9 protein-coding genes are annotated in these 15,610 nt (G+C 66.7%); 1 reads left to right on the top strand and 8 read right to left on the bottom strand.

Annotation, left to right across the window (positions count from 1 at the left end):
• Positions 1 to 20: 20 nt before the first annotated feature.
• On the top strand, positions 21 to 2,099 hold the full coding sequence (locus tag EDF21_RS08680; protein ID WP_148053672.1) for a CHAT domain-containing protein: 2,079 nt from the start codon (positions 21 to 23) through the stop codon (positions 2,097 to 2,099).
• A 720-nt stretch (positions 2,100 to 2,819) separates the two neighbouring features.
• On the opposite strand, the gene EDF21_RS08685 is transcribed toward EDF21_RS08680, so the two are convergent.
• The 8 genes from EDF21_RS08685 to EDF21_RS08720 all read right to left on the bottom strand — a co-directional run bounded on the left by EDF21_RS08685 (position 2,820) and on the right by EDF21_RS08720 (position 15,597).
• Positions 2,820 to 3,845: an alpha/beta hydrolase gene (locus EDF21_RS08685; RefSeq protein ID WP_158612890.1), complete on the bottom strand. Its 1,026-nt coding sequence runs from the start codon at positions 3,843 to 3,845 to the stop codon at positions 2,820 to 2,822.
• Positions 3,846 to 3,889: 44 nt separating this feature from the next.
• Entirely contained in the window at positions 3,890 to 6,925 is a 3,036-nt protein-coding gene (locus EDF21_RS08690; protein WP_123571076.1) for a glycoside hydrolase family 2 TIM barrel-domain containing protein, read from the bottom strand.
• 53 nt (positions 6,926 to 6,978) lie between these two features.
• On the bottom strand, positions 6,979 to 9,090 hold the full coding sequence (locus EDF21_RS08695; RefSeq protein ID WP_123571077.1) for an alpha-L-arabinofuranosidase C-terminal domain-containing protein: 2,112 nt from the start codon (positions 9,088 to 9,090) through the stop codon (positions 6,979 to 6,981).
• A gap of 92 nt (positions 9,091 to 9,182) precedes the next feature.
• Positions 9,183 to 11,540 carry a glycoside hydrolase family 3 N-terminal domain-containing protein gene (locus tag EDF21_RS08700; protein ID WP_233568431.1) on the bottom strand — a complete coding sequence of 786 codons (2,358 nt, stop codon included), beginning with the start codon at positions 11,538 to 11,540 and terminating at the stop codon, positions 9,183 to 9,185.
• A gap of 91 nt (positions 11,541 to 11,631) precedes the next feature.
• The gene (locus EDF21_RS17225) at positions 11,632 to 11,871 is read right to left on the bottom strand and encodes a helix-turn-helix domain-containing protein (RefSeq protein WP_055975893.1); all 240 of its coding nucleotides are present in this window, start codon (positions 11,869 to 11,871) and stop codon (positions 11,632 to 11,634) included.
• Positions 11,872 to 11,945: 74 nt separating this feature from the next.
• On the bottom strand, positions 11,946 to 12,764 hold the full coding sequence (locus EDF21_RS08710; protein WP_082454656.1) for an SDR family NAD(P)-dependent oxidoreductase: 819 nt from the start codon (positions 12,762 to 12,764) through the stop codon (positions 11,946 to 11,948).
• 96 nt (positions 12,765 to 12,860) lie between these two features.
• Positions 12,861 to 14,384, bottom strand: a complete 1,524-nt coding sequence (locus EDF21_RS08715) for an MDR family MFS transporter (protein WP_123571078.1) — start codon at positions 14,382 to 14,384, stop codon at positions 12,861 to 12,863.
• Positions 14,374 to 15,597 (bottom strand): family 1 glycosylhydrolase, encoded by a 1,224-nt coding sequence (locus EDF21_RS08720; RefSeq protein WP_123571189.1) that lies wholly within the window; start codon positions 15,595 to 15,597, stop codon positions 14,374 to 14,376. The genes EDF21_RS08715 and EDF21_RS08720 overlap by 11 nt, the downstream gene beginning before the upstream one ends.
• Positions 15,598 to 15,610 lie beyond the last annotated feature (13 nt).

Here is a 15,610-nt window from a genome sequence, read left to right on the forward strand (position 1 = left end):
CACCGACAGGAAGGCATTGAGTGCAACCCCACGAACCGCGCCCGGGCGAGGTGTCGTTCCGGCCTATTCTCTACGTTGTCGCTGCCCCCCTGAGCGGTGGCCTTGACGACGGAGAGCCTTCTTATCTGACCGATACTCTCCCCGGCGGCACGTTCGACGAGGACCTCCTTCCGGTCCTTCCTGGCATCTGGTACGCCATGCACCTGCCCAAGAACAGGTTCGAGACCCTCGACTTGCCATTGCGCGGCGTGCAGGCCGGAGACAGCCGATACAGCAAATCGCACAACATCGCTCTAGTGCCGGATCAACTTCTTCGCGACGTCGATTTCCTCCGGCGTCTGATCGGCCCCCACGAGCCAGCGCTGATCATCGCGACAGATCGCGCGATGGCCGACGCGGCCCTCGCTGCCGCCTCACTCGATTTCTCCCTGCCACCGGTCTCTGTCGACGAGATCGATCAAGCCCTGCTCGATAAGCACTGGGGTTCTCTCGCCGACCGCTGGGCGGCAGAGTGGCCAGCAGACGCACCAGCCCTGGACCGGACTCCGCTGCGGTGGTCGTGGCCGATCGATGGCGACGGATCCCTACTCCCCTTACAACGCCTTCGCCGGTTGATGGGATCGCCGCTGACCGTCCTTCCAAATCCAAAGACCCCCTTCGGTTCGGCGCATGAGTTGCGGTTCACGTGGCTGCGGCTCAACGCTCTCGTGCAAATGGAGCTCGATGGGATCTCCCCAGATGAGAACGCTCAACGACTTCCAGAAGAGATGCGACGGCAGGCGGCCCTGACTAGGACTCCCCTAACTCTTGGGGTGTCGGGTACGGCGCCACGGTACATCCGGTTCGCCTCCGGTGTTGACGGGGTGTCTCAGAGCACTTTCCGCGATGACTATCCTGACGTCAGAGCCATACTCGTCGGTCACGCGGCAGTCCGCGAGGACAGCACCGGCGTCGTCCTGGAAGACGCCCTAACGCCCGCAATGTTCGTCGCCCTGGCGAATCTGGAACGTGGCTGGGCGGAGAATGCGAGCGCGGCTGGCGTCCGGAAGCTTCTCAAGCGCCTTGATGAATCCGCCGCACCTCTGTGGACCGAAGATCTTGTCCAAGCGATTAAGGTCGCGTCTCGGTTGGACATATACAGCAACTTCCCGATCGGGCTGCTCACCCTCCCCGGCGATCAGGAGCCCCTCGCCGGCCGGCTACCCATCAGCTACAGCCCTCTGAATCCCCTGACGCGGGCTCTGCAGTTCGAGCTGTCACCACAGCACCCAACCGACCTCTCGTCCGGCCTGACCATTCTCATCGCCGAATGCATTCCCGGCGCTGACCCTGTAGGCCAGATCAGCCGCAAGGGATGGTCAACCGTCGAGGCGGAGATGAGCACCCAACCTCACGTTCACGTGACCGTGGCAGAGACGCTCACACCGACGGCAGTCCGGGACGCCATCGAACGGGTCCACCCCGACGTCCTCGTTCTCAGCGCCCACGGGTTCCACGACACATCCTTGAATGTCGCCGGCCTTATTATCGGGGATACACCAAGCATGGGCGACGACTTCGGGGAGTTGCCTCCATTGGTCATCCTCAGCGCCTGCCACACGACCCCGAGGGGCGGAGGCGTCGTCAGCGTCGGCGACCTCCTCATCCGAGCCGGGGCCAAGGCCGTCGTTACCGCCCTAGTGCCCGTTCTCGTCCAGCACAACTCCGCTCTCACTTCACGATTCCTGCGCTACCTCGCGCTGGCTATCGGCGAGGATGCATCCGAGCCTGCCACGAACGTGCTCGACGTATGGCATCGCGCCCAATCCAGCAACGTCGTCATCGACCTGACGTACGGCAACGAGCGACTGCGGGCATGGTCATTCCGGCGCGATGGCACCAAGCCCAGTCCCATCGAACAGTTCATGACCAGTGATCACGGCGTACCGCTCCGCGTCGGGCATCTGTACGAGGATGCCGAGCAGCGACTGATCGAGATCGCCAAAGCTACAGGCGACGACGCAAAGGTGCGGAACTGGTTGCGAGTGCCCGGTTACCTGCCGGAGTCCCTCATGTATACGCTCCTCGGGCACCCCGCGTCTTTACTTTTGCGGACCTGAATTGGTCGACTTCTCCGGGGCGGCCTGCCAAGCAGAGTCACATACGCGGACTCCGGATTATGGCGGTTTCTATGGGGTCACATCAAGTTCACCCAACCGGAAGACGCTCAAATCCTTCTTTGTTCTACTAGAAGTTTTCGGTCTCGCCGGCTTCCGACGCGAACTACGCTTGCGGAGCACGTAATAGAAGCTCTGCAGGACCGAATCTGCGTTGAGCTCGGAAAGTGTATGTGGACGCGCATAACGCGTTGCCCGATCTACAACGAGTGCCACAAGCCCAATGCGTGTACGCGCCCGATTTGCCTTTCTTGTTGAGCTAAGCCATGCCGGTGGCACGGGTGGAAAGACCTTGTCTTGGACCGTGGGCTCGCTATCACCGAGCAACGCAAATCCTTTCAACGTGTGGGCGAGCGCCAATTAGTCTGTCTAACTGCCCAAAGCGGCCAGCCTGTCTGGCAGAGAGACAATCTGCATGCGTCGTCGACACGAGGCGGTGTGACTTCTCATGTGAGCCTGCCACACGGCTCCCGTAAGTACGGTCTCTTCTCATGTGAGCTGCCACTCGCCTTCTCACCGAGTTGTGGCCACTCGAGGTGGGACCCATGACGCGAGCAGGCGGTTCGGTCGAAGCGTCTTGTCGCTCCGAGCATCGCCGTTGCTCGCGACCTCCTCGAAGTCCGTGCCGATGGCAGGCAGTGCCCCTGCCACATCACGATGCGTCTATAGACCGACAGGCCCTCCTGACCGGAGTTGAGCGTGGAGGAATGAACGCACCTGTCCCACGTGCTCGCGGTCCTCAGGTGCCAGCCCCATGAAGAAGCCATGTGGCGCCCCTTCCCAGACGTGCAGCTCAGTCGTCACGCCGGCGTTCACGAGCTTCCGATGGAAACGAACGGCGTCCGAGAGGAGCATGTCGCGGGTGCCGGAGGTGATGATCGTCGGAGGAAAGCTGGCGTCGTACTCACCGAAGAGCGGAGAGATGTACCGGTGCTCCGCCGGGTAGTCGCCCTGGTACAACGCGAGCATGCGGGCGAAGCCGTCTGGTGTCGTTCCTTCATCGTTGGTGTACCAGGTCTCGCCCTGGAACGTGAAGTCCGTGGGCGGCGAGACCAGCCCGAGTCCCGCGGGCAGGGCAAGCCCCTCCTCCCTCGCGCGCAGCATCAGGGCAGCGGCGAGATTCGCACCACCGGACTGCCCCATGACGACGACGTCCTCAGGTGCATGGCTCTCCAGGAGCGCTCGATAGACAGCCAGGCAGTCGTCGAGCCCGGCCGGGAAAGGGTGGTGCGGCAGCTGCCGGTAGTCCATGCCCCAGGTGCGGAGGCCCATGTTCGCTGCGACGAGCTGGGTCGACCGTCGAGCAGTCGCACCGCCGCCGAAGGTGAAACCTCCTCCGTGGATGTTCAGCAGGACTCGCGAGTCGTCTGACGCCAAGGACACTGGCGTGGCGACGATGAACGTCGCCTCGTCGATGGTGCGATCGACGAGGTCGACCTGCTCGTCGGATGGAACGGCTCCGACGGTGGACATGGCCATCGTCTCCAGCACCTCAGGGTCCGTGAGAGCAGCCGCAGCCTCGAGCACGGCCCAGCCTTCCGCGTCAGTCGGGCCAGGGGTCGGCAGCGCAGGACGCTCGTGGACCGATCTGAGGATCGCTTGTGCTTCAGGCGAGATGGTGGTCGGGATTCGGCGTTGTGCTGACACGATGCGCTCCTGGCTCAGTTGATTCGTCGGATTGGCGGCCACCGGGTGGTGGTCGTGTCGGGATGCTCCCGAGTGCCGGAGTGGCTTCAGGAACTCGTGGCCGCCCGCAGGTGGAGGCGCCATGACCAGCGGTACTCGAGCTCGGACAGTCGGAACTCCCGGGGGGTGTCCGGGCCCAACTGCGCCGTTCCCAGTCCCCGGTGCGCGATGTCGAGCTGCACGATCGTCTTTCGGCTCGCGGAGAGCTTCCACCAATGTGTGGCCGCTTCGAGTTCCTGGGTGGTGTGACGGGACACGGTGAGCTGCAGGGGTGAATCGTGTGTCGTGGTCACCTCTCCAGCGGGCCCGGTGAGACGCATTGTTCGGACGTCGCCCCGCCCGCCGTTCTCCTGCGGGAGCACGTAGGGCACCGCTGCGTCGTCGATCGTGGAGGTCCACCGGCCGAGCAACGCCGAGGACTGGCGATCGGGATAGTTCTCCCACGGTCCGAGGCCGACCCACTCGAGGTCGTCAAAGGTGCCGGCTAGTTCGAACTCGACGCCCACCCGTAGTCCGTCTGCCGTGCCCTCGGGCAGCTGGACGCTCTCGACGAAGTCGAATTCATCGGCAGCTACCTGGGTGATCCGCTGGGCATGGACCACCTCCTCGCCGAAAGCGGTGCGGTAGCGGGTGCGGATGAGGACCGCGCCACTCGGCACGTCCTCGACCGACACCGACTCCTCCGTCAGCTCGAAGAAGCCCGTTCGGACGAATCGCTGGTCGAGGAAGAAGGACGTGTCGTTGTCGACCAAGGCGCGCCAGAGGTTTAGCCGCGGGGCTGCCGCCAGCAGGGGGTGCACGAATCGACCGTCGGCTCCGACGGGACGGCCGACCGAGGACGGCGTGGCAGGGCTCGGCGTGTCTCGTGTGAGGGTCAGCTGGTGTTGTGCGAGGACGTTTCCGGCCTCGGCCCACACGGTGTCGTGTGCTGTCGAGACGTCGAGGGTGAGGGCGAGCGCGTCGTCGTCACCGAGTGCTGCGCGCACAGCCTGTGGCACCTCGATGGTCGCTGTTCCTCCGGCATCGGCCTCCGCGTGCACCGCGAAGCGTTCGGTCGGGCCGTCCGTCGTCTCGACGACGAGAGCGAATCGGAGGGAGGACAGGTCGGCGAAGGTCTGGCGGTTCAGGACCTGCAGGCTTCCGCCGAGCGCGTCCTGGATGTGGGAGACGATGCGCACGGGGCTGAAGAGTCCTCGGGCCTCGTAGAGCGCCGGTTTGGGTGTGCCGTCGGCGAAGACGATTCCGTTCAGCACGATGGGGCCGTCGTTCGGTTCGTCGCCGAAGTCGCCCCCGTATCGGTAATGGCGGTCTCCGTCGATGTCGAGCGCGTGGTCTTTGAACTCCCAGATGAAGCCGCCTTGCACGCCGGGGAGGGACTCGATGGAGCGCCAGTAGTCCGCGAGACCTCCGGTGGAGTTGCCCTGGGAGTACGCGTACTCGCACATGATGAGCGGTCGGTCTGCTTCTGGATGCGCGGAGAAAGCCTCGAGGGCCGAGATCGGCGGATACATGGGGCAGACGATGTCGGTGGCGGCACGTCCCCCGTGCCAGTCGGCTGCGATCGCTCCTTCGTAGTGCAGCGGCCGGGTGGGGTCGTAGCCGCGGACCCAGGCGGCCGCCGCATCGTGGTTGACCCCGTAGCCGGTCTCGTTTCCCAGGGACCAGGCGATCACTGAGGGGTGGTTCTTGTCGCGGATCACCATGCGGGACACGCGGTCGACGAACGCCTCGAGGTAGCGGTGGTCGTTGCTGAGCAGATCCATGAAGGCGTGACCTTCGATGTCGGCCTCGTCGAAGACGTAGAAGCCGAGCTCGTCACAGAGATCCAGGAACACCGGGTCGTTGGGATAGTGCGACGTGCGCACGGCGTTGAAGTTGAAGCGCTTGAGCAGCGACAGGTCAGCGAGGTAGTCCTCGCGACGGAGCACACGGCCGGTCTCCGGTTCGAAATCGTGGCGGTTGACTCCCTGGATCCAGATTCGGCGGCCGTTCACGAGCAGATCCCGTCCGACGATCTCGACTCGCCGGAAGCCCGTCCGGATCTCGGTGCTGTCCACGATGCGGCCGTCCAGGTCGAGGAGCTCGACGAGGATGGTCTCCAAGTGGGGCGTCTCGGCCGACCAGGGCTCGATGTCGAGTTCGGTCAGCTCGAAGATCGCAGCTCCGGGGCGTTCGGCGGGATGCATCGCCGCGTGCGACGCGGCAGCGGCAGCGGCCGCTGCGGGCGCCATGGGAGCCTTCGCTGCGTGCAGGCTCATCAAGTCCATGACCCCGTCAGGGATGAAGGCCTCCGGGCGTCGGCTGCGGTCAGGAGAGCTGACGGGGATCGTCTGAGCCGTCCGACGTGAACCGACGGGGCCTTCGTGGGCGCTTCCCGCCAGGGTCACTCGGACCGAGTGCGTCTTCTCGAAGCTCTCCTCCGCGCCGCTGACCGTGGCGACGATCCGGGCGGCGCTGAGCTGGGTGTCGAAGTCGTAGTCGGCGACGACCGTGACGTCCTGGAGTCGCACGCGTGCCGTCCGGTGGAGCTTCACCGCCCGGCTCAGACCCGACTGCCACCACTGGTCCTGATCTTCGAGGTAGGTGAACATGGACCACTTCGCGACGCGGAGCTCGATGTCGTTCGTGCCGTCGCGCACGTCGTCCGTGATGTCGAACTCTGCTTCGAGGTGCGAGTCGGTGCTCTCACCGGCGAGCTTTCCGTTCACGCGCACCTGGAGGTAGCCTTCCGCCGCGCCGACGTGGAGGACGATCCGGTCCTCCCCGACTTCGCCGAGATCGAACGACCGGCGGTAGACCCCTGTTGGGTTCGCACTCGGGACGTGCGGGGGAACCAGATCGAACGGCATCGTGATGTTGGTGTAGTGCGGGCGGTCGATCGCCTCGCGCATGGTCCACAGCTCGGGCACCGTCACCTCGTCCCAGGAACTGGACAGCTCTGCGTCCCAGGACGGGAGGAGCTGGAAGGACCAGCGCCCGTCGAGGTCGAGATCGGGCGCGCGTCGGATCGCAGTCATCGGGAGGCGGCGGTACGAGACCACACCGGCCTCGGGACCGATCAGGCCGGAGTCGGGATTCGTCATGGGTGTTTTCCTCACTGGTCGTGCGGGGTGTGCAGTTCGAGGTTCGTCAGGGTTTATACGGCGGGGGCGGGGGCCGCGGTGGCGATCGAGACGGCGAGCACGCTGGTGGGCTCGAGCACCACGTCGACTGAACCGTTGCGGACCTGCAGCTCGACTGTCCGCGGCTCCACCTCCATCCGTGGCTCACCGTCGAAGGAGAGCCTGTTGACGGCGTCGAGGCGGCCGCCGATCACGGTGCCGGCAGCTGCCCCGTCCTGCGCTCCGTCGACCTCGAGTGCGATCGTGACCGGGGTCGCTCCGATCGAGACCAGTTTCAGGTGCAGGACCCCGTCTCCGAGGGTGGCGGAGGCGAAGACACCGTCCGGCAGTTCGCCGTCGAGCGGCACGACGTGCTCGCCGACGCGGGTGGCGAACAGCTGCTGCACGAAGTAGTTCGCGGTCTGCACGACGTGGCTCGGGCTGAAGTCGATGAGGCAGTGCGGCCACTGCCCGTTCTCGACGAGGTTGAGCAGCGGGGCGTAGCAGCTGAAGGCGACGACGTCGGCGTTGCGCTCGACGCCGGTGAGGAACGCAGCTTCGGCGAGTGCGCTGAGCCATGTGTTCGGCTCGGGCGCGAGCATGTCCTCCGGGACGGCGGGGTGCCTGTCGCCGAGGTCGTAGCCGAGGTAGGCGGCGTATTCGCCGAGGAAGAGACGGGCACCACCGCGCGGGTAGGAGTCGTAGCGGTCGGTCGCGTTGAACAGCCATGCCGGTGAGTTGTAGAAGTGCTCGTCGACCAGGACCTTCTCGTCCTCGCCGTAGATCTCCCATGCAGGGTCGGCCGTCTCGTCCGGCCGGATCACCCCGCCGTTGACGATGACGGTCAGCCCGGGGTGTGCTCTGTCGACGGCGTCCTTGATCCGCTGGAAGTGGGCCAGGTATTCCGGGCCGAAGTTCTCGTTCCCGATGCCGAGGTGGTCGAGCGGGAACGGCTCGGGGTGGCCGGCCGCAGCACGCAGAGCTGCCCAGTGGTTCGTCGTGGCGTCACCGGTCGCCCACTCGATCAGGTCGAGGGCGTCCTGGATCACTGCTGCGAACTCGGCGCTCTCGAGGGGCAGGTGCTCGTCCTGCCGCGTCTGGCAGCTGTCGCCGGCCCAGACGACCGGTATCGGTGCCAGGCCGAGGTCCTCGCACAGCAGGAAGTACTCGTAGAAGCCGATCTGGTTGCTCTGGCTGTAGTCGCCGTCCTCGCGTGCCTGACCCCAGAGGTTGTACTCGGCCCGGCGGGTGACGAGGGGGCCGACGGTCTTCTTCCAGTCGAAGTGGCTGCCGTCGCCGCAGCCCTCGACGATGCAGCCGCCGGGGAATCGCAGGAAGCTCGGTTTGAGCGCACCGAGCGCCTCGACGAGGTCGCGGCGGAGCAGGCCCTGGCTCCAGCGCGGGTCACCTGCACCCCAGTGGTCCTCGTGGACGAGTCGGACCTCGTCCACGTCGACGGTGCCTGAGCCGGTGAGGACGAGCTGCAGCGAGCCGAGCGTGGTGGTGGCGGGGGTGAGCTGGACCTGGCACTGATGCCATCCTGGGGCGTCCTGGTGAAGGGCTCCGGAGGCCACGACGGTCCCGGCGGTGTCGACGAGGCGGGCCTCGAGTGTTCCGTCGAAGGCGTCGGTGCGGAGGAGCAGGCTCAGCAGCATCGGCCTCTCGGTGTCGAAGGCCATGCCGGGGCGTCCGCCGGGGTAGCCGTGGTTCTCGAGCGTCGCCTGGCCGCCGTCGAGCTGCAGCCGTGCGAACGAGGCCCCCGGCGTGGCGGCTCCGAGCCGGGAGGACTCGAGGCGTCCGCCCTCGAGGCGCCAGTGGCGAAGCTGGTCCCGGTGCCGTCCGGCGGGGGTGGTGGCCTCGAGGGGCAGGTCCTCCGGGGCCATGGCCGCGAAGCGCTCGCGTGCTCCGTCGGGAATGAGCTCCAGTGGAGCGTAGGGCAGTGTGCCGTTGGTGAGGTAGACGCCCTCGAAGCTGTAGTTGTTCACGAGGTTGGCGGACAGGCCGCCGTCGCAGCCGAAGTTGATGTCCTCGAGGAACAGGCCGTAGAGGGTCGGACTGATCGGGGTCGTGGGCTGACCGGTGCGCAGGAGCAGGCGGGCGCTCCCGTGGCTCGGGTCGGTCTCGCTGGGCGTGGTGGTGTCGGTCATGGGGGTCGATCTCCTGTTCGGGTGAGGCTGTCGAGTCGTCGTGGTCAGTGCCGGGGAGGTCGCGACGCTTCCTTCCCGCCCCTGACGCGATGTCAGAGGGAGGTGGAAGAACTGAGGATCTCGACCTCGGAAGTCGCGCGGATGTCGTCCGAGGCGAAGCCGACGCTCAGGGTCACCCGCCCGGCCTCGATCACTCGCTTGTCGTCGAGTCCGGTGAAAGCGAGTCGCGCGACCGGTGCCGAGAGCTCGATCGTCTTCTCCTGTCCGACGTCGAGTCCGACTCGTTCGAAGGCGACGAGCTGGCGCACGGGGCGCACGACTGAGGCCTCCTCGTCGCGGGCATAGAGCTGGACGACGGTGTCGCCAGCGCGGGCCCCGGTGTTGCGGACCGTGATCGACAGCGCCAGCTGGCCGTCGGGCGTCACGGTCGGCTCGGACCCTCCTGGGGTCAGGTCGAACTCGGTGTAGGACAGCCCGTGGCCGAAGGCGAACAGGGGGCTCTGCGAGGCGAGGTCGTTGTAGCCGTGGCGGATGCCGGTCGGGTGGTCGTAACCGCTGCCGAAGTGGTGCCCGTGGTAGGTCGGGATCTGCCCGATCGATCGCGGGAAGGTGCTGGGGAGCTTGCCGCTCGGGTTCACTTCGCCGAACAGCGCCCGAGCGATGGCCTCCCCGCCTTCCTCGCCGAGAAGGGGTGCGATGAGCACTGCGCTCGACTGCTCCACGACGTCGGAGAGCAGCAGGGGCCTTCCGGTGACGATGACGCTCACGATGGGAACACCGGTGCCGGCCAGGAGAGCGACGAGCTGCTCCTGGTTCCCGGGCAGGCGGGGTTCACTGGTGGACTGTCCCTCGCCCGCCGTGTTGTTGCCTACCCACCCGGTGCGCTCGCCCAGCGCTGCGATCACGAGATCTGCACCGCGGACGGCACTGGCGACCGCCGCCTCCTCGAGGACAGCAGCGTCGGGCATCAGGTCGCCGAGTTCGACGAACGTGACGTCGGGACGCCGGGCCTGGAGGGCTCCGAGCAGGGTGGATGCGTCCGGGTGGAGTCTCTTCGCAGCCTCCTCGAACGTCGGCTCGATCCCCGGCAGCCGTGCCTGGAAGATGTCGGTGAAGATCGCCTCCTCGGCCGTGATCCCCGGAATCTCCCCGGCCCGGAGGGCCATGGATCCGCGCATCATCTCGATGTTCGAAACGGACGTGTATGCCCCGAAGTGGATGCGGAGCTCATCCGTGGCCGGTCCGATGACCACGATCTTCGTGCGGTCGTCCGAACCCTCGTCAGCAGAGAGGGGCAGCACGCCGTCATTGCTGAGGAGCACGAGGGACTGATCGGCGATGGAGCGCCGAGTCTGGGCGGCGTCTTCGAGGTCGACGTGGGGCTCGTTGCTCGCCCTGCGGAACTCCGGGATGAGCCCGGCTCGCGCCTTCGCCAGCAGAGTGCGCTCGACTGCGAGGTCGACGACTCGCTCGTCCAGGCGTCCGGACTGGACCTCCTCGACGAGCATGGCGTACTCCTCGCCGCCCGGAAGGTCCGCGTCGAGGCCGGCTTCTAGCGCGCGACGTGCTGCATCGCCGGGTTCCGGAGCGGTGTGGTAGACGGTTCGCAGCATCGCGATCGACGAGTAGTCACTGACGACAGGTCCTGTGAACCCGAGCTCGCCGCGAAGGAGGTCCGTCAACATCCACCTGTTGGCAGCTGCTGGCACGCCGTCGACTTCGTTGTACGAGTTCATCATCAGTGCGAGGTCTGCTTCGGCGATGGCTCGACGGAAGGGTTCCGCGTACTCGTCGACGAGTGCTCGACGGCCGAGTTGAGTGATTGCCTGGTTGAGACCGCCCTCAGACGCGCCGTAGCCGAGGAAGTGCTTCCCTGTGGCGAGGATGGGCCGCTCACCGGTGCTGCCTTGGATGCCTTGGACGAACGCCACGGAGCACTGCGCCACGAGTTCAGGGTCCTCGCCGTAGGTCTCGTGCACCCGGCCCCAGCGCGGATCGCGCGCCAGGTCCATGACCGGGGAGAAGACGGCGTGGCCGCCGATTTGCTCGGTGAGTGCGGAGCTGACCGAGGCCGCCCGCCGGATGAGCCCGGGGTTCCAGGACGCTGCCTGTGCCCAGGCTGTCGGGAACTGTGGTCCGGAATCGTGCACGACCCCGTTGATGGCTTCGAAATGCACCATTGCGCCGATCCCGAACGGAGAGCTTTCGCGCACGTGCTCCTGGACGGCGTCGAGCTGTGACCGCAGCTCGTTGACTTCATCTGCGAGGAACCACGCCATGGAGATGTGTCCGACTCCGTGTGGACGGATGATCGACACGCGCGCGGGATCGATCCCTTGGATCTCGGGCGTGGAGACGAAGAGCTCAGTCGCGAACAGGCCGCGAAGCTGAGCCACCTTCTGCTGCAGGGTCATCTTTCCCACGAGGCGGGCGACGTCGAACGTACTCACGAGTTGTCCTTCTAGATAGTCATAGCGATTGAGACGGCGAAGGCGCTCGTCGGCTCGAGCCGGATATGTGCATGCACCACGAGGTCGTGGCCTAACCGCGAACTCGCGTTAGCTGATCGACGGGGAGATCAAGCTCCTCGAAGAGGCGCAGGACGACGAACACGTTGGGTCCGGCACCCTCGCCCCGTTCTATGCGACGCAAGGTGGCCGGTGCGATGCGGGCGAGCTGAGCCAGGTCCTCTTGGCGCATGCCTTGCTCGCAACGCCTGGCCCTGATCAGAAATCCGAGCTGTGCGACACGGCGTTGCTCGGTCGTGAGGCGGGGTGGCATCGATCAGTCCCGGCTCAGCGGGAACGGGTCTTGTCGACGGGCGCGTGGCGCCCGGTCCTGGGTGACGCGTGTCGTCACTGGACCGACCAGCCCCCGTCGGAGGCCAGGACCACGCCGTTCACGTTCAGGGAGTCGTCACTCAGCAGCCATGTGATGGAGGCGGCGATCGTCTCGGCGTCGACGATCGGGGGAATCATCGCGAAGAAGGGACCGAGTCGTTCCGCTCCGAACTGGGAAGCCATCGAGCCCTCGATGGCTGTCGCGGTAGGTCCGGGAGCGACAGCGTTCGTGCGGATGCCCGAGGGCCCGTAGAGGAAGGCTGAGCTCTTGGTGATGCCGACGACCGCGTGCTTGGACGCGGTGTAGGCGGTCCCGGCCGCGTTGCCGCGGAGGGCGGCCTCGGAGGCGATGTTTACGATCGATCCGCGGCCGCGTGCCAGCATCGAGGGCAGTACCGCGCGGCTCAGGGCGAAGGTGCCGTCGACGTTCACGGAGAGGACCCGGCGCCAGAGGGCATCGTCCGTCTCGTGGAGCGGGGTCATCCCGTCCATGATCCCGGCGACGTTGGCGAGGCCGTCGATGTCCGGGCCGGCTGCGTCGACGATGGACGCGACCCCGTCCGCGGAGGTGATGTCGGCGGTCACGGCGATGACCGAGCCATCCGTGACTGTGCTCGCCAGCGCGTCGATGCCTGCGGGGACGACATCGACGGCGATCACCCGGCCGCCCTCGTCAATGACACGACGAGCGGTGGCCCGGCCGATGCCTGAGCCTGCTCCGGTGACGATGATCGTCCTCCCGGCGAAGCGCCTCGCATCGCTGCCTGCGGTGTCGGGCGCGGTCTGTGCGTCAGTGGCCCGTTCGCGGGTGGTGTTCTCGGACTTCGTCGTCATGTCGTTCTCCTTGTGGGGCGGGGCGTGAGGGTCTCCGCGGTGGGCGGCTGCAGTGAGCTCGCAGCCCGCCGCGGGAGTTGGGGTGGTGGGTGCCTGTCAGTGCGCGGGCATGTCGCTTCGGTCGATGCCGGTCGGACGCCGGACGAGGAGCGACAGCAGCACCGGGATGATCGAAATGCAGGCGCCCCAGATGAAGGCCGTGTGCACACCGGCTACCTGTGCGGCGGTGGCATCGGACCCGCCAGCTGTCGCGGCCACGGTCCCGGTGGTCATCAGCGTGATGAACAGGGCCGTTCCGGCGGCACCGCCGACCTGCTGCAGGGTGTTCACGATGGCGGACCCGTGCGAGTACAGGTTCTTCGGCAGTGAGCCCAGGGCCGAGGTCAGCAGGGGGGTGAGCATGAATCCGAGGCCGATGTTGAGCGCGACGTGGATTCCGATCACCAGGGCGACGTCGGTCCTCTCGTCGACGGTGGTCAGACCCCAGAGTGAGGCGCTGAGCAGGACGGCGCCGGGGGTGACGAGCGGCCTGGGGCCGAATCGGTCGAAGAGGCGCCCGACGATCGGTGCGGCGACTCCCATCGCCACTCCTCCGGGGAGAAGTGTCAGTCCTGTCTGCAGCGTGTCGAGGCCGAGGACGTCCTGGAGGTAGATCGGCAGGAGGATCAGCGACCCGAACAGGGTCGCCATGCTGACGATGACCAGGAGCGTGGAGATCGTGAACGCTCGTGTCCGGAAAGGGCGTAGGTCCATCAGGGCTCGGTCTTGCTTCTGCAGTGAGAACGACCGGAGGACGAATGCGACGAGGGCGAGCACGCCGACAGCCACAGGTACCACCGGCGGGAGGTGAGCCTCTCCCCCGGCGGCCTCGCCCAGGCTGCTGAGCCCGAAGATGAGGCCACCGAAACCGACCGCCGCGAGCAGGATCGAGAGAACGTCGAAGCGGGTCTTCCGGGTCTCGGCGATGTCCGTGATGAGGAGGGAACCGAGGACCAGCGCGACGAGGGCGATGGGGAGCACCACGATGAACAGCCATCGCCAGGACAGCGAGTTCAGGATGAGGCCCGAGATGGTGGGTCCGACCGCCGGCGCGACAGCGATGACGATCGAGATCAGGCCCATCATGCGTCCCCGGCGTGAGGCCGGGACGAAGGTCAGCACGGTGGTCATCAGCAGCGGGATCATCAGCGCCGTGCCGCTGGCCTGCACGACGCGGCCGGCCAGCAGGACCGGGAAGCCAGGCGCGACCGCGGCGATCAGCGTGCCGAGAGTGAACAGCGTCATCGCAGCGATGAAGACCGACTTGGTGCCGAAGCGTTGGAGGACCTGCCCGGTGGTGGGGATGATGATGGCCATTGTCAGGAGGTAGGCGGTGGTCAGCCACTGGGCGGTGGAGGCGGTGATCCCGAGGTCGCGGATGAGGCTCGGGAGTGCGACACCCATGATCGTCTCGTTGAGGATCACCACGAACGCGGAGGCCAGGAGCAGCCCGATGATCAGCTTCGCCCGCTTCGGGAGGCGCTCATCCGTCTCGGGGTCGGCGGTGCCACGGGAGACCTCGGCGCCGCGCTCGAGACCGCTCGTGTCTGCGGGGGTCCCGCGTCGGGTCTCAGCCGTCATGGGGCGCCTTCTCGGCGGCTGCACGCTGACCGAGCCAGGCCAGGCTCGGCTTGGGGGTGCGCACGAAGGTGGTCCGGTCGACGGCTATGAGGCCGAAGGTGGGTCCCCAGTGGCCCCATTCGTAGTTGTCGAGGATGCTCCAGTGCAGGTAGCCGCGGACGTCGATGCCGTCGGCGACGGCCGAGGCCAGTCCTGCGAGTGCGCCGTCGATGTAGTCGATGCGGCGGGAGTCGTCCGCTGTTGCGATGCCGTTCTCCGTGATCAGGATCGGTACCCGTGCGACGTCGGCGGCATGGCGGACGGCCATGCCCAGCGCGTCGGGGCGGTAGGCCGCGCCCGTGAGGGTGTTGTCCGGGTGCGGCGGGTGGGCGACGAGGCCCTTGCTGTCGACAGCTTGCGAGGAGTATGCCTGCACGCCGAGGAAGTCGTCGTCACGGGACGCCTCGAGGTAGAGGTCCTCCCAGACGTAGCGGACCTTCTCGAGGGTCTCCTCGCCGCCGGGGGCTGCGGTCAGGGCCAGGCAGGCGATGCTCCAGCCGACCTTCGCTCCGGTGCGCTCGCGCAGCCGGTCGCGCACCGCGTGGTGCAGCTCGGCGAGACGGCGTCCGATCTCCGGGTCCGGGTCGGGGAGCATCGCCGCCCGCCCCGTGTTCTCCTGGTCCTCGACGGTGGGGCTGACCCAGTCGCCGGTGTCCGCGTCGGCATCCGCGAAGACGTTCTGCGCGTTGAGCATCATCGAGAGCATGTTCGGCTCGTTGAAGGTGATGATCCACTCGACTCCGGTGAGGATCGGGATCACGGTGTCGACGAAGCTGCTCCATCGCTCGTGGGCCGTGTCACCGGTCCAGCCGCCCTCCTCCGCGAACCACAGCGGGACCGTGAAGTGGTTCAGGGTGATGACCGGGGTGAGGCCCAGCTCGAGGGCGGTGTCGATCATCCGACGGTAGTGCGCGAGCTCGGCCCGTGACACCTGGCCGGCGCGCGGCTCGATCCGCGCCCACTCGATGCCGAAGCGGTAGGTGTCCAGGCCCGCGGCGGCGAGCAGCTGCATGTCCTCGCGGTAACGGTGGTAGCTGTCGACGGCATCACCGCTGGGCTCGAGACCGGGGATGATGCCCTCGTTGCGCCACCAGTCGCTGGCGAGGTTGTTGCCCTCGATCTGGTGGGGGGCTGAGGCGGCTCCCCAGAGGAATCCGGGACGGAATGTCGGCATGTGCTGCTCCTGG

This window comes from Frigoribacterium sp. PhB118 (assembly GCF_003751725.1).
GTDB lineage: Bacteria > Actinomycetota > Actinomycetes > Actinomycetales > Microbacteriaceae > Frigoribacterium.